We start from the raw sequence: 20,876 nt of genomic DNA, 5'->3' as shown, positions 1-20,876 counted from the left end.
CGTCCAATCATGAAAATAATTAATTCAAATCGATAAAATTATGCGTTTGAATCATACAGTAAAAACCACCATGCTGGAGCCACTGACAACAAGGAGCCCCGCATGACCACACTGCACCTGGCCGGTTTCCCCCGCATCGGCGCCAAACGCGAACTGAAATTCCTGCTGGAAAACTACTGGCAGGGCCAGATAGACGAGCAAGCACTGCAGCAAGGCGCACGCGAACTGCGCCAGCGCCACTGGCTGCTGCAAAAGGGTGCCGGTATCACCCTGTCACCGCTGGGCGACTTCTCCTTGTACGACCACGTGCTGGATGCGCAGATTCTGGTGGGGGCCATCCCGCCCCGCTTCGGCTTTGAGGCGGCCAGCATCAGTCCTGAACAGTATTTCCAGCTGGCACGTGGCAACCAGCAACAGCCCGCGCTGGAAATGACCAAATGGTTCGATACCAACTACCACTACCTGGTGCCGGAATGGCATGCCGACACCCGCTTTGCCGCCAACCCGGCGGTCTTGCTAAGCCAGCTGGCCGAGGCTCGGGCACTGGGCATCCGTACCAAGCCGGTGCTGATCGGCCCGGTCAGCCTGCTGTGGCTGGGCAAGTGCAAGGGCGGCGATTTTGACCGGCTGCAACTGCTGCCCGCACTGCTGGCCTGCTATGAACAGATCCTGCAACAGCTGTCCGCAGCCGGCGTGAGCTGGGTACAACTGGACGAACCCATCCTGGCACTGGACTTGCCCGCCGACTGGCTGCAAGCCATCGCCACTGCCTATCAGCAATTGGCCAGCACTCCGCTGAACCTCCTGCTGGCCACTTATTTTGGCAGTGTGGCGGAGCACACCGCCCTGCTCAGCACATTGCCGGTCGCCGGCCTGCATCTGGACCTGGTGCGCGCACCAGAGCAGCTGGCAGCCTTCGCCGCCCATTGGCCGGCAGACAAGATTCTTTCCGCCGGCATCGTGGATGGACGCAATATCTGGCGCAGCAATCTGTCGGCACAGCTGGCGCTGCTGGAGCCACTGGCCGAACAACTGGGCGACCGGCTGTGGCTGGCCCCCAGCTGCTCGCTACTGCACTGCCCGGTAGATGCCGCCGCCGAAACCACCATGGATGCCGACATCCGCAGCTGGCTTGCTTTTGCCGTACAAAAGCTGAATGAGCTCAAGCTGCTGCAGCGTGCTCTGGAACAAGGCCGCAACAGCATCGTGCATGAACTGCAGGCCAGCGACCATGTGCAAACACTGCGCCGCAACAGCCCGCTGATTCATCGCCCGGCGGTGCAGGACAGGCTGGCCACGCTGCCGCCCGGTGCCGACCAACGCCGCAGCCCCTTCGCCAGCCGGGAGGCACAGCAACAGGACTGGCTGCAGCTGCCCCTGCTGCCCACCACCACCATCGGTTCCTTTCCGCAAACTGCCAGCATCCGCAGCGCCCGTGCCGCCTTCAAGCGCGGGGAACTGTCTGCAAGCGACTATCAACAGGCCATGCAGCAGGACATCGCACTGGCCATCCGCCGTCAGGAAGCGCTGGGCCTGGACGTGCTGGTGCATGGCGAGGCCGAGCGTAACGACATGGTGGAATACTTTGGCGAACAACTGGACGGCTTTGTGTTTACCCGGCTGGGTTGGGTGCAGAGCTATGGCAGCCGTTGCGTCAAGCCGCCCATCATCGTGGGCGATGTGGCACGACCAAAGGCCATGACCGTCAGCTGGGCCGTCTACGCGCAAAGCCTGACACAGCGCCCGGTCAAAGGCATGCTTACCGGGCCGGTCACCTTGCTGCAATGGAGCTTTGTCCGTGACGACCTGCCGCGCAGCACGGTATGCAAGCAAATTGCCCTGGCCTTGAACGATGAAGTACTGGAGCTGGAAAATGCCGGCATCCGCATCATCCAGATTGACGAACCGGCCATCCGGGAAGGCCTGCCGCTGAAAAAGGCTGACCGGGCAGACTACCTGCGCTGGGCGGGCGAAGCCTTCCGGCTATGCAGCTGGCGCCTGGATGACAGCACGCAGATTCACACCCATATGTGCTACTCGGCCTTTGGCGACATCCTGCCGCAGATTTCCGCCCTGGATGCCGACGTGATCACCATTGAAACCTCGCGTTCGGACATGGCGCTGTTGCAGGACTTTGCCCGTTTCCATTATCCCAATCAGATCGGCCCCGGTGTTTACGACATCCACAGCCCGCGCACACCGCGCGCCGACGAAATGACGGCATTGCTGGAACAGGCCTTGCAGGTGATACCGGCCAGGCGCTTGTGGGTGAACCCGGATTGCGGCTTGAAAACCCGCAGCTGGCCGGAAGTGGAAGCCGCGCTGCAACGCATGGTGGCTGTGGCAAAAAACCTGCGCCAACAGCTGGCAGCAACGACAGACTGACCGTCATCTATTGCAATTTGTAAAAACTATTTCTAGTATTTACTTACCAAGACTCTCTCTCAGGGCCCACCCCCGGCCCGCTTGGTACCCGCTGATCAAGGGCTCCTTCGGGAGCCCTCTTTTTATCTGCGACAGTATGAAAAAACCGCCATACAGGCGGTTTTTTTCACAAGCCGGTGACTGCATCACTCATTGGGCGTCAGCATGCCCGGTGTCATCATCACCTTCAGCCGCACTTGCTCCAGATCGTGGCGCACGCGGTGGCTCAACCACCACACCGCCCCTTTCTTCACACTCCACAGCAAGGGCTGCTCGCCCAGCAGCTGGGCAGACAGGCGTCCGATATAAGGCTGATGCCCCACCAGCACGATGGTCTTGCCTGCCTCAGGCCAGTTAACGGCCTGCATCACCGCCTCGATCGAGGCATCCGGGTTCAGTTCCGGCAACACGGTGTAACGCTTGCTCAGCAGCGCTGCGGTTTGCTGCGAGCGTTTGGCTTCCGATGCCAGCAAGATAAAATCGCGCGGCAGACGGTCGCGCAGCCAAGCGGCCATCTGGCTGGCCTGTTGCTGACCACGGCGCGTCAGTGCGCGCGCCAGATCATCCGAGCCCTCTTCTGCCTCGGCGTGGCGCCATAGAATCAGATCCATCATTCACCTCCGTTATTGTTGTTGGTGCGGCATCACGACAAGGTAAACCCGCCTTGTAGTGCCGCACGACATGCCTGTATCCCAGAGCATGACAGCAGACCGGCAGCCTACACCAGCCTTGTGTCAGCTGCATGTCGGACAAACACCTAGCCAGCCCGGCCTAGTGCAGCAAAGGTGCCAGCAAGGGCACCAGAATGGCCGTCACCACACCATTCAGCCCCATGGCGAGGCCAGCAAAGGCACCCGCCGTTTCCGACAACTGAAACACCCTGGCCGTGCCAATGCCGTGAGCGGAAATCCCGGTTGCCGTTCCCAGCACCATGTCATCGCGCAAGCCCAGCAGATTGAACAAGGGTTTGACGATGACCGCACCGAATATGCCGGACAAAATCACGAACATGGCGGACAACTCCGGAATGCCGCCAATGCCCTGCGACACGCTCATGGCGATGGGCGTGGTAACGGCACGGGTGGTGAGCGACAGCAACACCTGCTGCGGCAATTGCAGCAGCCAGCCCACTCCTACCGCACTGACAATCCCCACCAGTCCACCAAACCCGATGGTGATGGCCAGGGGGCCGGCGGCACGCTTCAACCGCGACAGATTGCCATACAGCGGCACGGCCAGTGCCACCGTGGCCGGGCCCAGCAGCATCTGCACCATCACCCCGCCCTTCATGTAATCGCGGTAGCTGGTGCCGGTGGCCAGCAACCAGACCAGCAACAGCAACACACCGATCAGCACCGGATTGGACAAGGGATGCCCCTTGCAGCGGCGGTTGAACAACACCGCCAGCTTGTAGGCCAGCAAGGTGACAAACACCCCGGTCAAGGGAGAGGTGCGGATCACGCTGAGGGCAGCATCGGTATTCATGCGCCCTCCTGGTGTCGATGGCGCGCCAGCAGCAGCTTGAGCAACAGGCCGGGCAGCAGCAGGGTCAAGGTGGTGGACAGCACCAGCACCACAATCAGCTGCCAGCCAAATCCGGCCAGCAAATCACGGTAGGCCAGCACCGCAGCTCCGGCCGGAATGAACAATAGAGACAGATGCGACAGAAAGCGCGGCACATTCAGCTTCATGCTTTCCGGTACCGATTTGCGCAGGGCCAGCGTGGCAAACAGCAACAGCATGCCCAGTACCGGGCCAGGCAAGGGCAGGGAAAAAGTGCGGCTGATCAGTTCTCCAGCCAGCTGGTAGCCTACCAGCCACAACAGGGTTTCTATCATGATCGTCATTCCGCTTGCGGCAACATGGCTGACACAAGTCCGGCAAAGGGCAAGAACAGGGGCTTTCATCATACCTGTCGCAGCCCGGCGGTGAAATAAACAGGCAAGCGTATTGTCGTATTACAGGCGACAAACAGGACAAGCATCGTCCGGCTTTGGCATAATGCGCGCCATGATCGAGGATTCACACTGGCTGCCGCAGCCACCCGCCCTCCCCCCGGCCCTGCTCGGTTTTGTCACCGAGCCCGGCTCGCTCACCGAACGGCTGCTGGCCACCGGCCACCGCTTTGCGGTGCAACCGCTCAGCCAGGGCAGCAGCCCGGCCCATGCCGATGAACCCGCCCTGCTGGGCATCGCCCCGGACCAACCGCTGTATGCGCGTCATGTGTTACTGACCCTGGACGAGGTACCGGTTGTCTATGCCCGCAGCATTGCCCGGCTGGACTGCCCGGTATGGCAGCCGATTCTGGACCGGGGCAGCCGCTCGCTGGGTTTCACCCTGTTTGGCGGCCTGCCGCAACTGCAACGCGCCCCCCTGCATTACCGGCAACTGGACAGCAGCCATCCGCTGTATCAGGCCAGCCCAGCCCAGGCCGACAACCTCAGCGCACGTCGCTGCCGTTTTGTGCTGGATGACGCCCCCATGGTGGTGTGCGAGGTGTTCCTGCCCGCCCTGAAAGACTTTGCCCGATGACACTGCACGCCCTGAAAGACCGCTACACCGTTTACAAGCAACTGATGCGCATGGACAAGCCCATCGGCACCTTGCTGCTGCTGTGGCCTACCCTGTGGGGGCTGTGGATCGCCGGTAACGGTAAGCCGGACCCGCTGGTAGTGCTGATTTTCGTGGTCGGCACCTTCCTGATGCGCTCCGCCGGCTGCGTCATCAACGACTATGCCGACCGCCACTACGACATGCATGTAGAGCGCACCAGCCAGCGCCCGTTTGCCCGTGGCGCGGTGACCGAGCGCGAAGCGCTGCTGCTGGCCCTGGTGCTGGCCATTCTCTCCTTCCTGCTGATCCTGCCGCTCAACCAGCTGACTTGGTTGATGAGCGTGCCAGCGGTTTTCGTGGCCGCCAGCTATCCCTTTACCAAGCGTTTCTTCCCCATGCCGCAGGCCTATCTGGGGATTGCCTTCTCTTTTGGCATTCCCATGGCCTTTGCCGCGCTCAACAATCACGTTCCCGCACTGGCCTGGCTGCTGCTGCTGGCCAATGCCTTCTGGACCGTGGCTTACGACACCGCCTATGCCATGGCCGACAAGCCGGATGACCTGAAAATCGGTATCAAGACCTCGGCCATCACTTTTGGCGATCACGACGTCACCGGCATCATGCTGTGCCACGCCGTGTTCATCAGCATGATGACCGGTATCGGCCTGCACCTGAGCCTGGGCTGGCCCTTCTTTGCTGCGCTGGCTATCAGCCTGGGCTTGATTGCCAAGCAGTATCTGGAAATCCGCACCCGCGACCGAGGGCTGTGTTTCAAGGCTTTTCTGGACAATAACCGCGTCGGTGCGGTGCTGATGGCAGGTATCGTGCTCAGCTATCTGTTGAAGTGAAAGTGTAGCCGCATAGTGGGCGGTCAAAGTTAAAACCGGTTTTGCATCCGCTTAAGCGGATGAGGGTTTTGAGTGCCGCCTCCGCGCGGCGGACAGGAAAGAGATCTTTGCTTGGCCCTCAACAAAAAAGGCCCCTCCCGGAGCCTTTGCGTGCTGAACGATACTTGCGCTACTGCGCCTGGAACGGCAGGCTGTAAGCCTTCTCCCCCAGATGCAGGGTGGCAATCCAGTGACGGCTGCCCGTGGCACATACCGGCAGGGTGATGCGGGCTTGCCAGTTGGCGCCATCCGCCACAAAGCGGTAGCGATTGAACCCCATGTCCATGTCTGCCATGGCGAACTCCACGCTGGGTTCGCTGGCAGTCACCCCTTCCAGCCGCATGACAAAAGGCTTGCCGTTTTGCGGAGGCGTGACAAAACGCAGGCTGCCGCCGTCCGGCAGGCTGCACGCCCCCTGTGTGACATTGCAGGCCAGCGACTCCGGCACAGCGGCTTGTTGCTTGTGCTGGAAATACCACCAGATCAGCCCACCCTTGAGTGCCGCCAGCAATATCAGGGCTACGCCAATCAACAGCAGTTTTTTCTGTTTGAGATTCATCGTCATTGCCATGCCCCTCGCATCAGCGCCACCCCGTGCGCACCATGCTGGCGGGCTCGTGGCAGATCCTGCTGCTGCAAACCACCCAGCGCATACACCGGCAGCGGGATGCCATCTGCCAATACCACCGTAAAGCCTTGCCAGCCCAGTGGCGTGACGCCAGGGTGGCTGGCCGTGGGCTGGACGTGTCCAAGCAAGGCGTAATCCAGGCCGAGCGCTGCCGCCTGTTGCAATTCCTCAGCCGAATGCACCGAAGCGCCCACCCAGTCAAAATCCGGCCGCAGTGCCAGATGTCGCAGACGGGTGCCATTCAGATGCACGCCATCCACCGGCCAGCCGGCCAGCCAGTCCGGCTCGGCATTCACCACCACCTTGCCGCCGCGCGCATGCACGATGGCAGCTACCTCCGTGACGAAGGCCTGCAACTGCTGCCGGTTCATGTCCGGTTCACGCACCTGTACCAGCCCGTATGCAGGGCCAGCGGCCAAGGCTTGCAACTGGGCGGCCACGCCAATTTCATGCGCGCAAGTGATGGCATAGACGGCAGGCAGTTGCAGAGATTTGAGGATAGGCCCGTTGGCCGGCAGCATGGGCTCGACACTGATCTGGTCTGGCGCTTGCCAGGCAAACTGCTGTCCCTCCTGCGGTTGCGGCTCGCCCTGCCAGTCCCATACCCGGAAGAAATGCAAACGTACCGATGCATGTTCGTAGTGATGCACCCGGGTCAGCCAGGGCGTGGCATGGGTCACCGTGATGGCCATTTCTTCTTGCAGCTCGCGCACCAGCGCCTGCATGGCGCTTTCGCCCGGCTCCACCTTGCCGCCGGGGAACTCCCAGTAACCGGCATAGGGCTTGCCTTCCGGCCGGCTGCCCAGCATGAAGCTGCCATCCGGTCGCATCAGCGCGCCCGCCACCACTTCGATGATTTTCTTGTCGGAATGCATGTTGATTATTGTTTGCCTTAATGTTTCTCGCGGGCCACCACCACGCCGCTGGCGATGATGAGTGCACCGCCCAGCCAGGTGGTGATGCCGGGCATTTCACCAAAAAACAGATAGCCCAGTGCGGCCGCCCACAGCAGGATGCTGTACTCCAGCGGCGCCACCGCCGACAGTTGCACATAGCGTAGCGACAGGGCGTTGACGAAATTGGCCACCCCGCCGCTCAGGCCCAGCAACAGCAGTACCAGCCAGTCGCCCCAGCCGGGCAGCTGCCAGTCGCTGCCGGCGGTCAGCGCACTGACTACCAGCATGATCAGCGTTCCCAGCATGGCAATGGTGGCCGGGCTGTCGGTGGCCGACAGCTGGCGCGTCAGCAGTGAGGCCAGGGCATAAGACAAGGCAGAACCCACCGCCAGCAGGCTGTAGACATTGAACTGCAGGCCGGACCAGCCACACACCACCAGCACACCCAGCAGGCCCAGTACCACCGCCAGCCATTGCCGCCGCCCAACGCGCTCGCTCAGCCATACCAGGCTGAGCAAGAGCATGAACACCGGGTTGGACAGGGTGATCACCGTCACCGTGGCCAGGGGCAGATGGCGCAAGGCAATGAAGAAAGTGACGATGGTGACCAGCACCACCATGCCACGCAGCAGATGCTGCCACGGATGGGCGGTAGCCAGCAGCCGGGCCGGTGCGCTGCTATGACGCAAGCCCAGCACCAGCAGGATGGGCAGGGCAAACAGCGAGCGGAAGAAGATGATCTCCCCCACCGGATAGCCATGGGTCAGCCATTTGGCGCTGGCATCCATCACCGCCAGCAAAAAGATGGCCAGGCTGTACAGCAGGATGCCGCGCGCCTTGTGCTGCGACGGCATGCTGGCAGCGGCCGTCAAGCTCACTTGCCCAGCTCCGCCTTGCGTTCCTTGGCGCTACGCCCGGCCCAGTCATTGGCAAACTGCCAGGCTACCCGGCCGGAACGGCTGGCGCGCAGCTGGCTCCATTGCAGGGCGGCGCGTTCGGCTTCGCTGTCCATCGGCAGCTGGAAATGCTCCAGCCAGGTTTTGACCGCAGCGAGGTAAGCGTCCTGATCAAACGGATAAAACGACAGCCACAGGCCGAAGCGGTCCGACAGCGACACTTTTTCTTCGATGGCTTCGCCCGGATGGATTTCGCCATCGCTGACCCAGCCTTCGCGGTTTTCGCTGTGTTTTTCCGGCATCAGGTGACGGCGGTTGGAGGTGGCATACACCAGCATGTTTTCCGCCCGGCGGGCCAGGCCGCCATCCAGCGCGGTTTTCAGTGCCTTGTAGGCGTCATCACCGTCTTCAAACGACAGGTCGTCGCAGAACAGGATGTAACGCTCCTTGCGACCGGCCACCAGCGCCATGATCTGGGCCAGGTCGGACAAATGCTCCTTGTCCACCTCGATGATGCGCAGGCCCTTGTCGGCAAATTCCGGCAGCAAGGCTTTTACCAGTGACGATTTGCCGGTGCCACGCGCACCGGTCAGCAGCACATTGTTGGCCGGTTTTCCCTTGACGAACTGGCGGGTGTTGCGCACCAAGAGCTTGAGCTGATTGTCGATATGGGTCAGCCGTGCCAGCGGCAGGGTGTGCGGCTCGTTGACACTCTCCAGCCAGCCGGCCATGCCCTGACGCCGCCAGCGGTAGGCCGCTGCACTCCAGTCCGGCTCGGGCCGGGCCGGGGGCAGCAAGGGTTCGAGACGGGCCAGCAGGGCTTCGGCGCGGGCCAGGAATGCTTGCAGTTGCTCCATATCATCTCTCCATACAAAAACAGTCTGGCCGTAGCCAGACTGTCTGAACTATTGATGCGCTATGTCAGCCACGCAGGCTGATGATCGGCCAGCCCTGCTCCTTGGCATGCTGGCGCAGGGTGTCGTCCGGGTCGACTGCCACCGGGTTGCTGACGATGGACAACAAGGGCAGGTCGTTGTGCGAATCGCTATAGAAGAAGCTGCGGCCATAGCTGGCCAGCGTCTGGCCACGTTCGGCCAGCCACATTTCCAGCCGGGTGATCTTGCCGGCCTGGAAGCTGGGTACGCCGGTGTGCTTGCCGGTGTAACGACCATCGGCGGTGCGTTCCAGGTCGATGGCAATCAGGTGTTCGTCATCCACGCCCAGTTCGGCCGCGATGGGGCCGGTGATGAAGCGGTTGGTGGCGGTGATGATGAGGATTTCATCACCCTGCTGGCGATGCAGGTTGAGCAGGTCACGCGCGGCTTGCGGAATGATGGGGCGGATATGCTCATCCATATAAGCCGCATGCAGTGCCGCCAGTTCCTGATTGTCGTAGCGGGTGAGCGGTTCCAGCGCAAATTCCAGATATTCGCCGATATTCAGCGTGCCGGCCTTGTACTGTTCGTAGAAATGGTTGTTGCGGTGGTCGTAGTAAGCCTGATCCACAATGCCGCGCTTGATCAGGAAGCGCGGCCATTCGAAATCGGAGTCGCCGATCAGCAGGGTGTTGTCCAGGTCAAACAGGGCCAGATTGCGTGCTTGGGTCATGTGTCGGAAGAACTCGCGGTTTGCAAAACGTTTTTCACCAGCGGCACGGTGATGGGGCGGCGCAGCGCCAGCGAATAGCGGTCCAGCATGTCCAGCATGCCGATCAGGCTGGACAGGTCGCGCCGCCAGTGGGTAAGCAGGTAACGGAATACATCGTCGGCAATCGCCAGCTGGCGGTTGGCGGCATGGGTGCGCAGCGCGGCCAGCTTGTCGTCGTCAGACAGGGCCTTTACTTCCAGCACCAGTCCCCAGCCCAGGCGGGTACGCAGGTCGTCACGCACGGCGGCGGCCATCGGCGGCTTGCGCCCGGCCATCAGCAGGCGGCCTTCGCCGCTCTCCTTCAGGGAGTTATAAAAAGAGAACAGGGTGATCTGGTCGTCCGGTGCCAGGTCGTCGACATGGTCAACCGCAATGAAGCTGGCTTCGCGGGCGAAGTCCGGCAAATGCTCTTTCTGGCCATCCAGATAAATGGAAGCACGCCCCAGCCGCTCGGCATGGGCAATCCAGGCTTGCAACAGGTGCGTCTTGCCGCTGCCGGGTTCACCCCACAGATAGATGAAACGCTCGCCATCCTCCGCCGTGAGGGCGGTAATCACCTCGCGGTTGCGCTGGGCCAGGAAATTGTCGAAAGCCGGCAGCGGCGTGGGGGTCAGGTCTAGTACTAGCTGGTCCAAGAGTAAGGTCGTGTGGGCCGATTGAAGTCAGGCTGCAATTTTACGCTGAGATGCCTGCTTGGCGAAACCGCTGCATGGCATTTGTTTAGTGCTTGTTGTTGTATAAAATCGCCAGTCTGCATGCTCCCACCGCGCCTGCGCACCCTGCCAACTGCCACTCCCCCAGCCTGCCCGGCACACATCCGGACAACACATTGCAAACTTAGCGCAGCTTTCCCGAGGAAATTCAGTTAAAATACAGTGCTTTCGCATCAGCGAAAGCTTGACGTGAAAATACTTCAAGTTAGCAGAAAGCGAGTTTACCTTGAGCACCCAGTCCCTCAGTTACCGTGATGCAGGCGTGGATATCGACGCCGGCGACGCGCTCGTCGAAAACATCAAGCCCTATGCCAAGCGCACCATGCGCCCGGAAGTTCTCGGCGGTATCGGCGGTTTCGGCGCACTGGTGGAAATTTCCAAAAAGTACAAAGAGCCCGTCCTGGTTTCCGGCACCGATGGCGTGGGCACCAAGCTGAAACTCGCCTTTGACTGGAACCGCCACGACACCGTCGGCATCGATCTGGTCGCCATGAGCGTGAACGACATCCTGGTACAGGGCGCCGAGCCGCTGTTCTTCCTGGATTACTTCGCCTGCGGCAAGCTGGACGTACCGCAAGCCACTGACGTCATCAAGGGCATTGCCGCCGGTTGCGAACAAGCCGGTTGTGCACTGATCGGCGGCGAAACCGCTGAAATGCCGGGCATGTACCCGGTGGGCGAATACGATCTGGCCGGCTTTGCCGTCGGCGTGGTGGAAAAAAGCCAGGTGATCACCGGCCGTACCATCGTACCGGGCGATGTTGTCCTGGGCCTGGGTTCCAACGGTGTGCATTCCAACGGCTACAGTCTGGTTCGCAAGATCATCGACCGCGCCCAGCCGGATCTGGACGCCGCCTTTGATGGCGACAAGAGCCTGCGCGACGCCGTGATTGCGCCGACCCGCATCTACGTGAAACCGCTGCTCAAGCTGATGCAGACCCTGCCGGTAAAAGGCATGGCCCACATCACCGGCGGCGGCATCACCGAAAACACGCCGCGCGTACTGCCGGACAATGTTGTCGCCCAACTGGATGCAAACAGCTGGGAGCTGCCCAAGCTGTTCCAGTGGCTGCAAAAAGAAGGCAATGTGGACAGCCAGGAAATGTACCGCACCTTCAACTGTGGCATCGGCATGGTCGTGATTGTGGCCGAAGAGCACGTGGCTGCTGCCACTGCCCTGCTGCAGCAGGAAGGCGAAACCGTACATCGCCTGGGCACTGTGCGCGCCCGCAATGGTGACGAACACCAGACCCAGATTTCCTGAGTCCGGCAGTGACACCGAACGGCGCCGCTAGCACTGCTGGCGGCGCTTGTTTTTTTACCGGCAGGCATTGTGGCTGCCGCAGACATGTTGACCCATGAAGAATATCGTCATCCTGATTTCCGGCCGTGGCTCCAATATGCAGGCCATTGTCGACGCCAATATCCCCGGCGCATGCATTGCGGCGGTGATATCCAATCGCCCTGATGCCGCTGGCCTCGCCTGGGCCGCCGAGCGTGGCATTGCCACGGCCGTGGTGGACCACAAGGCCTATGCCAGCCGCGAGGACTTCGATGCCGCACTGGCCCAGGTCATTGATGGCTTCCAGCCGCAGCTGGTGGTGCTGGCCGGTTTCATGCGCATTCTGACCGCCGGCTTCACCCGTCGTTACGAAGGCCGCATGCTCAACATCCACCCCTCGCTGCTGCCGGCCTTCCCCGGCCTGCATACCCACGCGCGGGCGCTGGAAATGGGCTGCAAGGTGGCAGGTTGTACCGTGCACTTTGTCACGGCCGAACTGGATCACGGCCCCATCGTGTCGCAAGGCGTGGTCAGCCTGCTGCCGGATGACACCCCGGACAGCGTGGCCGCGCGGGTATTGCAGCTGGAACACCAGCTCTACCCCGATGCCGTACGCCGTTTTGTCGCCGATGAACTGAACATTATTGATGGCCGCGTGGCCTCGCCAGACCAGCCGCCCGGCAGCCTGATGGCCCCGGCGCCGTAATTCCGGCATCAGCATGAAGACACCGCTGCGGGTCTTTGCCCTTGCCTTGCTGCTCTCAGTACTGGTGCATCTGACCATGCTGGGCTCGGGCCTGCTGCCCGATGCCGTCATCGAACTGCCGCCCGATCAGGCGCTGCGCAAGATTGACGTCAAGATGCAGGCACTGGCACTGGACACACCGGCACCACCCGCAGTACCCACTGCCCGGCTGCGGCCTGTCGGCCCGGCTGGCGGCGCGGTCACACATCATCCGGCAGCCAGAAAGCACAAGCGCAAACGCGACGCTTCAGGTGCGCAGGCCAGGACAGACACCGTAGCGGACAAAGCGGCAGAGCATCCTGCCGAGCTGGCCGATGCCAGCCAGCCGGCCACAGAAAGCAGCAAGCGTGCCGAGGCCAGCATGCCGGAGGCAGAACCGCCGGCATCAAAGCCGGAAGAACACGCCAAGGCAGCAGAAGCCAGCGCGCCGGGAGCCAGCAACAACGACAGGCCGGCCGGTTATCTGACCCCGGCCAGCGCACTGCACCGCTTCCCGGCGCGGGCCAAACTTGGCTACCAGACCTTCTATAATGGTGCGATGGTGGGCAGCGGCGGTCTGGATTGGCAACAGGATGGCCACCGCTACACGCTGGAAATCCGCTTCAATCCGCTGGTGGGCGGAAATCGGCGCTACCTTTCGCAAGGGCAGCTGGGCAAACAAGGCCTGCAACCGGATAGCCTGCAAGCCTGGGTAGGTCAGGATGCCAAAGAATCCGCCCGCTTTGACTGGTCTGCCGGCATGCTGCATTTTGGCGACCAGGGCGACAAGGAAGTCGCCTTGCGCAGCGGGGCGCAGGATGTATTCAGCCTGGCTTTCCAGCTGGGCCTGAAGGGCGGCCAGCTTGGCACTGCCCCGCTACAGATCACCACCGGGAAAAAGGTCTACGACTATCCGATGACCCCCAGTGGCGAAACCGATTACGACACCGGCTCCGGCAAGATCCGGGTGATAGTGTTCCGCGCCAAGGGCGAGGACGACATCACCGAATTCTGGCTGGCTCCGGATTTCTCCAACCTGCCGGTGCGCATTTCGCGCATCGACAAAAGCAAGCGGGTGGAACTGCGCGCCGTGCTGATCAATGTTGACGGCACCGAGCAATGGCGCCTGCCCGCTCGCCCCATGACCCGGAATAACCGTTAATGAATATCAGCCATAGCCAACTGAAACATATCGAAACCGTCATCGGCCAGATGACCCGCTTCGACCGTCCGGCCGATGCCGTGCTGTCCGCCTACTTCCGCGAAAACGTGAAGCTGGGTTCCAACGACCGTCACCTGATTGCCGAAACCGCTTTTGGCTGCCTGCGCCGCCTGATCCAGTTCCGCGCCCTCATCGCCCCGGAAAAAGCCACGCCGCGCCGCCTGGCCATGGTGGCGCTGATGCGTCTGCAAAAGCTCAATATCAAGGAAATGGCTGACTGCACCAGCGCTGGCGAACGCGAATGGCTCGGTGGCGTCAAGGGCAAAACGCTGGAAGACAGCCTGTCTGTGGCGGCCGAACTGCCGGAATGGGTGATCGAGCGTCTGGCAGAAAAAGACCCGAAAGACGTGCTGGCACTGGGCCTGGGCCTGATGGAACCCGCCCCGCTAGACCTGCGCGTCAACACCCTGAAAATGAAGCGTGATGAAGTCATCGACCGTCTGCGCGCCGACGGCATGCCCTGCGAACCTACTCCGTACTCCCCGCTCGGCATCCGTCTGCAAGGCAAGCCCTCGCTGAGCAAGTACGAGCTGTTCGAGTCCGGTGCCATCGAAGTGCAGGATGAAGGCAGCCAGCTCTTGGGCCTGATTACCGGCGCACGCCGTGGTGAAATGGTGGTGGACTTCTGTGCCGGTGCCGGTGGCAAGACCCTGCTGCTGGGCGCACAAATGGCGTCCAGCGGCCGCCTGTACGCATTTGACGTGTCGGAAAAGCGCTTGGCCAACCTCAAGCCGCGTCTGGCCCGCTCCGGCCTGTCCAATGTGCATCCGCAACTGCTGGCACATGAAAACGACAGCAAGGTGAAGCGTCTGGCCGGCAAGGCGGATCGCGTGCTGGTGGATGCCCCCTGCTCCGGCCTTGGAACCCTGCGCCGTAACCCGGACCTGAAATTCCGCCAGAGCTCGGAAAGCGTGGCCGAGCTGAACGCCAAGCAAACCGCCATCCTGGCGTCGGCAGCCCGTCTGGTCAAAGTGGGCGGCCGTCTGGTGTATGCCACCTGCAGCCTGCTGCCGCAGGAAAACCGCGACATCGTGGAAGCCTTCCTGGCCGCACATCCGGACTTCAGCCTGCTGCCGATGGATGCCGCGCTGGCCGAACAGAAAATTCCGCTGCAAATCGGTGATTATCTGGAACTGAAACCGCATTTGCATAATTCTGACGGTTTCTTTGCCGCGGTTCTGGTCAGGAAAGCAGATTGACCTTATCATTAGAGTATTAGCAGAATCGAAAATACTGTTCAATCCAGAATGATTTGCGTTTCGGCTCTGCTACTCTCTTGATAAACCGATGGAGTTCCCACCCCCATGTCCGACTCCAGAGTCGCCCGGCGCCTGGGCCAGCACGGTCTGCGCGCAAGCCGCCGCCTGAGATACCTGTATTTGTCCGTGGGATTGTGGCGGCGTCGGGCCCCCATCTGGATTGCTGCCATCCTCATCGGCCTGGTGGCCGCCGTGTTTGCCAATGGCAGCCATCTGTCGCACGAGCTGTTCTACCAGATCTACGATCAATCGCCGTTTTGGGCGCTGTTGATCACCCCCGCCGGGCTGGGTTTGTCCGTCTGGCTGCTGCGCACCTTCTTTGAAGGTGCCGGTGGTGGCGGCATTCCGCAAACCATCATTGCCATGCAGCCTGGCATGCATGCGCTGCGCGCGCGCATCCTGACCATGCGGGCTGCCGTGGGCAAGATGGTGCTGACGCTGATCGGCGTGGGCTGTGGTTCCACCATGGGCTATGAAGGCCCCATCGTGCAGGTGGGTGCTGCCATCAAGTATTCCCTCAACCGCGAAGCCGCCTTGCGCCATGAAGGCGTGGCACGCAGTTTCATTCTGGCCGGTGCCGCCGCCGGGGTAGCCGCCGCGTTCAACACCCCGCTGGCCGGCATCGTGTTTGCCATCGAGGAAATGGGCCGCACCTTCGACCAGCGTGCCAGCTCCACCATCCTGCTATCGGTGATTCTGGCCGGTATCACCGCCATTGCCGTACTGGGCGATTACAACTACTTCGGCGTGGTATCCGTCGCGCTGGAGTTGCGCTCGGGCTGGATGGCCATTCCGGTATGCGGCATCGTCGGCGGCATCATCGGCGGGCTGACTTCACGTGCCATTCTGGCACTGGCCAACCGCCTGCCCGGCCCCTTGCATGACTGGCGCAGCCATTACCCCATCCTGTTTGCCATTGCCTGCGGCTTGCTGCTGGCCGTCATCGGCATTGGCAGCGATGGCATTACCTTTGGCACCGGCTATTTCCGTGCCAAGGAAATCATTGAAGGTGGCGGCAGCAGCATGCAGGAATACGGCATTCTCAAGCTGCTGTCACTGATCATCACCTATATCAGCGGCGCACCCGGTGGCATGTTTGCCCCTTCCCTCGCCGTGGGGGCAGGCTTTGGCCTGAACATGTCATTGTTGCTGCCGTTTTTGCCCCAGGCCGCCATGGTGCTGCTGGGCATGGTGGCGTTTTTCTCCGGCATGACGCGCGCACCGATGACCGGTTTTGTCATCGTGATGGAAATGACTTCTTCCTCGTCCAGCATGATCATCCCGCTGATGGCGACTGCTCTGGTGGCCGCCAATGTGTCGCGCTTCATGAACCGGCATGCCTTGTATGACGGCCAGGCCGAGATATTCCTGCACCAGCTGCGGGCACGTAATCAGGCAAATTGACCGGAACGGCCCGCTTACGTACAATAACCCATTGATTCAGTCAAGTATTCAGGGTCAGCCCGGCGCCGGCCCTTTCACAGCAAGGAATTCCCCATGGATACCCAGGAAATCATCAAGCAGACCGTTACCGAAAATCCGGTTGTGTTGTTCATGAAAGGTTCGGCCCAGTTCCCGCAGTGCGGCTTTTCCTCGCGCGCAGTGCAAATCCTGAAAGCCTGTGGCGTGGAAACCATCAAGACCGTCGACGTGCTGCAAGACCCGGAAATCCGCCAGGGCATCAAGGAATTCTCCAACTGGCCGACCATTCCACAGCTGTACGTGAAGGGTGAATTCATTGGCGGTTCGGACATCATGTACGAGATGTACCAGTCCGGCGAACTGCAACAGGTGCTGGAAGGCCTGTAAGCCAGTTCCTACCGTATTCTCCAAAGCCCGGCCATGCCGGGTTTTTTTGCGGCATTTTGAAGATGAACATATCCACCCGGAATTCCCTGTCTTACAATTCAGCCATGACAGACAGGCAAGGCAGCGCCCTTTTCGTAGCGGATACCTGACAGACATGACCTCCTCCCAAGCTGACGGCTTCTATGCCGCTCCGGACCAAAGCGCCAGCCCGTTGACTGCCAACGGTGGCACGGCCATGCCGATTGATGAAATCTGGAAAGCCCTGGTCAACGACCAGCTGGTACCGTATTTCCAGCCGATTGTGAACATCCAGACCCGCCGCGTGATCGGTGCCGAGGCGCTGGCGCGCTGGCGTCACCCGGCGCTGGGCGTGCTGTCCCCCATCACCTTTGTGCCGGTGATGGAAGAGCGCGGCATGATTCGCGAGCTGACCGAACTGATTCTGGAAAAGTCCCTGTATGCCTGCCGCGACTGGCTGGATCAGGGTTTCGACCTGAATGTATCGATCAACCTCTCGGCCCAATTGCTGGCCGACCCGCAACTGACCTCCCATCTTACCCAGAAAACACGTCTGGCCGGCTTGACCCCAGCCAACCTGACGCTGGAGTTTTCCGAGAGCACCTTGCGCCAGCACTGGACGGTAGCCGACACCCAGCTGGCTACACTGCGCCAGGCCGGTTTTGGCGTGATGGTGGATGAGTTCGGCATTGGCGTGGGGCTGACCGACAAACTCAAGTCCAGTCACTTCAGCGGCCTGAAAACCGACCGGGCCTTTGTCCACGGCGCAGGGGATAACCAGCACTTGCGTGCCATCCTGCAAGAAGCCCTGGAGCTGGGGCAACGTGAAGGCCTGCAGACCATTGGCATGGGCGTGGAAGACGCCGGAGACCTCTCCGTCCTGACGGAACTAGGGTGCACTGCGGTGCAGGGTTATATCTGCTCGGCGCCATTGCCTGCATCAGGGTTAATCCCGTGGATTTCCAGCTGGGAAAAGCGGTAGAATACCGCCCCATACCTCATTCAAAGACCGGCCGCGGCAACAAGGCCGGTTTCGCATATCTGAAACAAGCTGCCATTGCGGTTCACAAGACCGGCATCGGCAGCTTTTTCGCAGGGTTGGGACCAAAAAAATGAATATCCACGTAGTCAACCATCCGCTGGTGCAACATAAACTGGGTCTGCTGCGCGAAGGCGACATCAGCACCATGAAATTCCGCCAGCTCACCCAGGAACTGGCACGCCTGCTGGCTTATGAAGCCACGCGCGACTTCGAACTGGAAGCCACCACCATCGACGGCTGGTGCGGCAAGATCGACGTACAGCAAATCAAGGGCAAGAAAGTCACTGTCGTTCCCATCCTGCGCGCCGGCATCGGCATGCTGGACGGCGTGCTTGATCTGGTGCCTTCCGCCAAGATCAGCGTGGTGGGCCTGGCCCGCAACGAAGAAACGCTGGAGCCGGTGTCCTACTTCGAGAAATTCGTCGACAGCCTGGACGAGCGCATTGCCATCATCATCGACCCGATGCTGGCAACCGGCGGCTCCATGGTGGCCACCATCGAACTGCTCAAGCGCAAAGGCTGCAAGCAGATCAAGGCGGTGGTGATGGTCGCAGCGCCGGAAGGCGTGAAGGTGGTCAACGATGCCCATCCGGACGTGCAACTGTACGCGGCCTCGCTGGACAGCCATCTGAATGAAAACGGCTACATCATCCCGGGTCTGGGTGATGCCGGTGACAAGATTTTCGGCACCAAGCACATCTGAGTCCTGCCCATGCCTGCAACACGCCGCTCACCTTCAGCCGAAGTAGCGGCGTTTTTTGCAGGCCTTGCAACCCCAGCGCCATGCACAAGGAAGACCTACCGTGTTGAGTCCGCATCAGGCGATTGATCAGGATTTTTTGCTGCGCTTTCCCGATGGTTTGCAGGACGCGGCATGGCAGGCACTGGCCAGAAAGCACCGCAGCGTGGACAGCGTCATCACGCTGTGCAGCCAGGGACTGGCCGCCACAACCATGCAGCAGGCGCTAAACGACGGCAATCTTGCCGCCATCAGCGAAACCTGTCGCCAGATCATCGGCCGCAGCACCACGGTGAGCACCTTCGAGAAGATGGCCTTTCGTAATTACCTGGGCTTTCGCGATGTGCACCTGCCGTTTGCCCAGGCCTTGTATCGCCTGCTGCACCAGTTTGGCCCGGACAGCTTTGCCGACTTTGTCGAGGTACTGCAGTTGTGCCGCAATGACGGCAATGCCAATCCGGCCAAGTGGCCGGTGGTGACCTGCTTTTTGGCTTACAGCCAGCCGGATGTGCATGTGTGCATCAAGCCCACCACCATCAAGAAGGTGGCGGCGCGGCTGGGCGTGGACATTGCCTATCGCCCGCTACCGAACTTTGATACCTACTCACGGGTACAGGCCATGGTGCGGGACTTCAGGCAACACAGCGAGCTGGCGCGGGAGCAGAACAACATCATTGCCCAGGCCATCATGTATTGCACGGTCTGAGTCAGCGTCAGACCAAGCCCATTTCAATTTCAACAAAAACAGGGAAATCCCATTATGTTCCAACACGTGAAGGTGGCCATCTCCGGCGCCCAGATCCTGTTCGTCGCTTTTGGCGCACTGGTTCTGGTTCCGCTGCTGACCGGCCTCAACCCGGCCATGGCCTTGCTTGGTGCCGGTATCGGCACCTTGCTGTTCCAGCTGTGTACCGGTCGTCAGGTACCCATTTTCCTGGGCAGCTCCTTTGCCTTTATCGGCCCCATCATCTACTCCATGCATACCTGGGGCCAGGGTGCCACCATGTTCGGCCTGTTTGCCGCCGGTTTCATGTACTTCGTGTTTGCCGCCATCGTGCGCTGGCGCGGCATGGCCATGGTCAACAAGCTGCTGCCGCCGGTGGTGATTGGCCCGGTGATCATGATCATCGGTCTGTCGGTAGCCACCGCTGCATCCGGCATGGCCATGGGTCAGGCTGGCGGCAAACAGATCATGCCGTATGAAACCTCCATGCTGCTGGCTGCCATTTCGCTGGCCACCACCATCATCGTTTCCATTTACGCGCGTGGCATGTTCAAGCTGGTGCCGATTCTGGCTGGCGTCACCGTGGGCTATATCGCTGCTGCCTTCATGGGCGTGGTGGATTTTGCCAAGCTGGCCAATGCACCGTGGTTTGCCGCACCGGTATTCCACAGCCCCGAGGTCAACTGGTCTGCCGCGCTGTTCATGCTGCCGGTGGCCATTGCCCCGTCCATCGAACACATCGGTGGCGTGATGGCCATTGGCGGCGTGACCGGCAAGGACTTCACCAAGACGCCGGGCCTGCATCGCACCCTGATGGGTGATGGCCTGGGCGTGTGTGTGGCCGGCCTGATCGGCGGCCCGCCGGTGACTACCTATGCCGAAGTGACCGGCGCAGTGATGATCACCCGCAACTTCAACCCGGTGACCATGACCTGGGCTGCCGTGTTTGCCATCTGCATGGCGTTCTTCGGCAAGTTCAATGCCCTGCTGCAATCCATCCCGATGCCGGTGATGGGTGGCATCATGGTGCTGCTGTTCGGCACCATCGCCTCCATCGGCCTGAAGACGCTGATTGAAGCCAAGGTAGACCTGATGCAGCCGCGCAATCTGGTCATCATCTCGGTAGTGCTGACCGCTGGCATTGGCGGCCTGACGCTGAAACTGGGCGGGCTGGAACTGGCCGGCGTGGGCCTGTGCTCGATTCTGGCCATGGCGCTGAACCTGATTCTGCCCAAATCCTCGGCCAGCCATGACGGCATTGTCGAAGGGCAGGACATCTAAGTACTTGATCAAGGCGATCGGACACGACTGCCTGAGAAAGACAAAAGCGCGGTTTATCCGCGCTTTTTCTTTATATAAATCAGACAGGTCGCAATATTACCGCTTCATGTCCGGATGATGAACGACAGCTTG

The 20,876-nt window shown here is 60.9% G+C and carries 22 protein-coding genes; 13 read left to right on the top strand and 9 right to left on the bottom strand.

The features are described from left to right. Positions 1 to 102 precede the first annotated feature (102 nt). Positions 103 to 2,385, top strand: a complete 2,283-nt coding sequence (gene metE / locus DKK66_RS11660) for a 5-methyltetrahydropteroyltriglutamate--homocysteine S-methyltransferase (RefSeq protein ID WP_131358215.1) — start codon at positions 103 to 105, stop codon at positions 2,383 to 2,385. 185 nt (positions 2,386 to 2,570) lie between these two features. On the opposite strand, the gene DKK66_RS11655 is transcribed toward metE, so the two are convergent. From DKK66_RS11655 to DKK66_RS11645, 3 genes are all read right to left on the bottom strand, one after another. Next, positions 2,571 to 3,038, bottom strand: coding sequence for a histidine phosphatase family protein (locus DKK66_RS11655; protein WP_242673487.1), 468 nt, complete (start codon positions 3,036 to 3,038; stop codon positions 2,571 to 2,573). A 157-nt stretch (positions 3,039 to 3,195) separates the two neighbouring features. Then, positions 3,196 to 3,909, bottom strand: coding sequence for an LrgB family protein (locus DKK66_RS11650; RefSeq protein ID WP_131358213.1), 714 nt, complete (start codon positions 3,907 to 3,909; stop codon positions 3,196 to 3,198). Further along, entirely contained in the window at positions 3,906 to 4,262 is a 357-nt protein-coding gene (locus tag DKK66_RS11645; RefSeq protein ID WP_045847635.1) for a CidA/LrgA family protein, read from the bottom strand. The genes DKK66_RS11650 and DKK66_RS11645 overlap by 4 nt, the downstream gene beginning before the upstream one ends. A 172-nt stretch (positions 4,263 to 4,434) precedes the next feature. Here DKK66_RS11645 and DKK66_RS11640 point away from each other — a divergent pair, with 172 nt between their 5' ends. Next, positions 4,435 to 4,956, top strand: a complete 522-nt coding sequence (locus DKK66_RS11640) for a chorismate lyase (RefSeq protein ID WP_242673486.1) — start codon at positions 4,435 to 4,437, stop codon at positions 4,954 to 4,956. Next, entirely contained in the window at positions 4,953 to 5,825 is an 873-nt protein-coding gene (gene ubiA, locus DKK66_RS11635) for a 4-hydroxybenzoate octaprenyltransferase (RefSeq protein ID WP_131358209.1), read from the top strand. Before DKK66_RS11640 ends, ubiA begins: the two co-directional genes overlap by 4 nt. A 169-nt stretch (positions 5,826 to 5,994) precedes the next feature. On the opposite strand, the gene DKK66_RS11630 is transcribed toward ubiA, so the two are convergent. From DKK66_RS11630 to hda, 6 genes are all read right to left on the bottom strand, one after another. Then, on the bottom strand, positions 5,995 to 6,423 hold the full coding sequence (locus DKK66_RS11630; protein ID WP_062788167.1) for a hypothetical protein: 429 nt from the start codon (positions 6,421 to 6,423) through the stop codon (positions 5,995 to 5,997). A 2-nt stretch (positions 6,424 to 6,425) separates the two neighbouring features. Then, a complete protein-coding gene (locus DKK66_RS11625) occupies positions 6,426 to 7,367 on the bottom strand; it encodes a Nudix family hydrolase (protein WP_131358207.1) in 942 nt (313 codons plus the stop codon). Positions 7,368 to 7,384: 17 nt separating this feature from the next. Further along, a complete protein-coding gene (locus DKK66_RS11620) occupies positions 7,385 to 8,266 on the bottom strand; it encodes a DMT family transporter (RefSeq protein WP_131358205.1) in 882 nt (293 codons plus the stop codon). Next, positions 8,263 to 9,141 (bottom strand): ATP-binding protein, encoded by an 879-nt coding sequence (locus tag DKK66_RS11615; protein ID WP_045847289.1) that lies wholly within the window; start codon positions 9,139 to 9,141, stop codon positions 8,263 to 8,265. Before DKK66_RS11615 ends, DKK66_RS11620 begins: the two co-directional genes overlap by 4 nt. Before the next feature lie 64 nt (positions 9,142 to 9,205). Continuing rightward, positions 9,206 to 9,892 carry an HAD family phosphatase gene (locus DKK66_RS11610; RefSeq protein ID WP_045847288.1) on the bottom strand — a complete coding sequence of 229 codons (687 nt, stop codon included), beginning with the start codon at positions 9,890 to 9,892 and terminating at the stop codon, positions 9,206 to 9,208. After that, entirely contained in the window at positions 9,889 to 10,566 is a 678-nt protein-coding gene (gene hda, locus DKK66_RS11605; RefSeq protein ID WP_045847287.1) for a DnaA regulatory inactivator Hda, read from the bottom strand. The genes DKK66_RS11610 and hda overlap by 4 nt, the downstream gene beginning before the upstream one ends. A gap of 304 nt (positions 10,567 to 10,870) precedes the next feature. Between hda and purM the strand changes: the two genes are divergently transcribed. The 10 genes from purM (at position 10,871) to DKK66_RS11555 (ending at position 20,744) form a co-directional block, all read left to right on the top strand. Further along, entirely contained in the window at positions 10,871 to 11,908 is a 1,038-nt protein-coding gene (purM, locus tag DKK66_RS11600) for a phosphoribosylformylglycinamidine cyclo-ligase (RefSeq protein WP_062788176.1), read from the top strand. 94 nt (positions 11,909 to 12,002) lie between these two features. Further along, positions 12,003 to 12,632 carry a phosphoribosylglycinamide formyltransferase gene (gene purN, locus DKK66_RS11595; protein WP_131358203.1) on the top strand — a complete coding sequence of 210 codons (630 nt, stop codon included), beginning with the start codon at positions 12,003 to 12,005 and terminating at the stop codon, positions 12,630 to 12,632. A 13-nt stretch (positions 12,633 to 12,645) separates the two neighbouring features. Then, positions 12,646 to 13,812 (top strand): DUF3108 domain-containing protein, encoded by a 1,167-nt coding sequence (locus DKK66_RS11590; protein WP_131358201.1) that lies wholly within the window; start codon positions 12,646 to 12,648, stop codon positions 13,810 to 13,812. A 5-nt stretch (positions 13,813 to 13,817) separates the two neighbouring features. Beyond that, the gene (locus DKK66_RS11585; RefSeq protein ID WP_207389891.1) at positions 13,818 to 15,071 is read left to right on the top strand and encodes an RsmB/NOP family class I SAM-dependent RNA methyltransferase; all 1,254 of its coding nucleotides are present in this window, start codon (positions 13,818 to 13,820) and stop codon (positions 15,069 to 15,071) included. Between the two features lie 105 nt (positions 15,072 to 15,176). Next, positions 15,177 to 16,535 (top strand): chloride channel protein, encoded by a 1,359-nt coding sequence (locus DKK66_RS11580; RefSeq protein WP_131358197.1) that lies wholly within the window; start codon positions 15,177 to 15,179, stop codon positions 16,533 to 16,535. A 93-nt stretch (positions 16,536 to 16,628) separates the two neighbouring features. Next, positions 16,629 to 16,940: a Grx4 family monothiol glutaredoxin gene (gene grxD / locus DKK66_RS11575; protein WP_045847283.1), complete on the top strand. Its 312-nt coding sequence runs from the start codon at positions 16,629 to 16,631 to the stop codon at positions 16,938 to 16,940. A 154-nt stretch (positions 16,941 to 17,094) separates the two neighbouring features. Continuing rightward, on the top strand, positions 17,095 to 17,940 hold the full coding sequence (locus tag DKK66_RS11570; RefSeq protein WP_082086474.1) for an EAL domain-containing protein: 846 nt from the start codon (positions 17,095 to 17,097) through the stop codon (positions 17,938 to 17,940). Between the two features lie 130 nt (positions 17,941 to 18,070). Beyond that, positions 18,071 to 18,703, top strand: a complete 633-nt coding sequence (gene upp / locus DKK66_RS11565) for a uracil phosphoribosyltransferase (RefSeq protein ID WP_045847282.1) — start codon at positions 18,071 to 18,073, stop codon at positions 18,701 to 18,703. A gap of 100 nt (positions 18,704 to 18,803) precedes the next feature. Beyond that, the gene (locus tag DKK66_RS11560) at positions 18,804 to 19,445 is read left to right on the top strand and encodes a hypothetical protein (protein WP_242673485.1); all 642 of its coding nucleotides are present in this window, start codon (positions 18,804 to 18,806) and stop codon (positions 19,443 to 19,445) included. Between the two features lie 54 nt (positions 19,446 to 19,499). Then, complete coding sequence (locus DKK66_RS11555) at positions 19,500 to 20,744, top strand: uracil-xanthine permease family protein (RefSeq protein WP_045847280.1); 1,245 nt, start codon at positions 19,500 to 19,502, stop codon at positions 20,742 to 20,744. Positions 20,745 to 20,876 lie beyond the last annotated feature (132 nt).

This window comes from Aquitalea sp. USM4 (assembly GCF_004328945.1).
Taxonomy (GTDB): domain Bacteria; phylum Pseudomonadota; class Gammaproteobacteria; order Burkholderiales; family Chromobacteriaceae; genus Aquitalea; species Aquitalea pelogenes.
The sequence above is the reverse complement of the archived record's forward strand: the minus strand, read 5'-3'. Positions and strand labels throughout refer to the sequence as shown.

What these genes read in the sequence shown, in the direction of transcription:
- DKK66_RS11645 (WP_045847635.1), bottom strand. Translation starts at nt 4,262, where the DNA reads ATGATAGAAACCCTGTTGTGGCTGGTAGGCTACCAGCTGGCTGGAGAA.
- DKK66_RS11580 (WP_131358197.1), top strand. Translation starts at nt 15,177, where the DNA reads ATGTCCGACTCCAGAGTCGCCCGGCGCCTGGGCCAGCACGGTCTGCGC.
- DKK66_RS11655 (WP_242673487.1), bottom strand. Translation starts at nt 3,038, where the DNA reads ATGATGGATCTGATTCTATGGCGCCACGCCGAGGCAGAAGAGGGCTCG.
- DKK66_RS11625 (WP_131358207.1), bottom strand. Translation starts at nt 7,367, where the DNA reads ATGCATTCCGACAAGAAAATCATCGAAGTGGTGGCGGGCGCGCTGATG.
- DKK66_RS11640 (WP_242673486.1), top strand. Translation starts at nt 4,435, where the DNA reads ATGATCGAGGATTCACACTGGCTGCCGCAGCCACCCGCCCTCCCCCCG.
- metE (WP_131358215.1), top strand. Translation starts at nt 103, where the DNA reads ATGACCACACTGCACCTGGCCGGTTTCCCCCGCATCGGCGCCAAACGC.
- purN (WP_131358203.1), top strand. Translation starts at nt 12,003, where the DNA reads ATGAAGAATATCGTCATCCTGATTTCCGGCCGTGGCTCCAATATGCAG.
- DKK66_RS11570 (WP_082086474.1), top strand. Translation starts at nt 17,095, where the DNA reads ATGACCTCCTCCCAAGCTGACGGCTTCTATGCCGCTCCGGACCAAAGC.
- upp (WP_045847282.1), top strand. Translation starts at nt 18,071, where the DNA reads ATGAATATCCACGTAGTCAACCATCCGCTGGTGCAACATAAACTGGGT.
- ubiA (WP_131358209.1), top strand. Translation starts at nt 4,953, where the DNA reads ATGACACTGCACGCCCTGAAAGACCGCTACACCGTTTACAAGCAACTG.
- DKK66_RS11615 (WP_045847289.1), bottom strand. Translation starts at nt 9,141, where the DNA reads ATGGAGCAACTGCAAGCATTCCTGGCCCGCGCCGAAGCCCTGCTGGCC.
- DKK66_RS11555 (WP_045847280.1), top strand. Translation starts at nt 19,500, where the DNA reads ATGTTCCAACACGTGAAGGTGGCCATCTCCGGCGCCCAGATCCTGTTC.
- DKK66_RS11650 (WP_131358213.1), bottom strand. Translation starts at nt 3,909, where the DNA reads ATGAATACCGATGCTGCCCTCAGCGTGATCCGCACCTCTCCCTTGACC.
- DKK66_RS11590 (WP_131358201.1), top strand. Translation starts at nt 12,646, where the DNA reads ATGAAGACACCGCTGCGGGTCTTTGCCCTTGCCTTGCTGCTCTCAGTA.
- DKK66_RS11610 (WP_045847288.1), bottom strand. Translation starts at nt 9,892, where the DNA reads ATGACCCAAGCACGCAATCTGGCCCTGTTTGACCTGGACAACACCCTG.
- DKK66_RS11630 (WP_062788167.1), bottom strand. Translation starts at nt 6,423, where the DNA reads ATGAATCTCAAACAGAAAAAACTGCTGTTGATTGGCGTAGCCCTGATA.
- grxD (WP_045847283.1), top strand. Translation starts at nt 16,629, where the DNA reads ATGGATACCCAGGAAATCATCAAGCAGACCGTTACCGAAAATCCGGTT.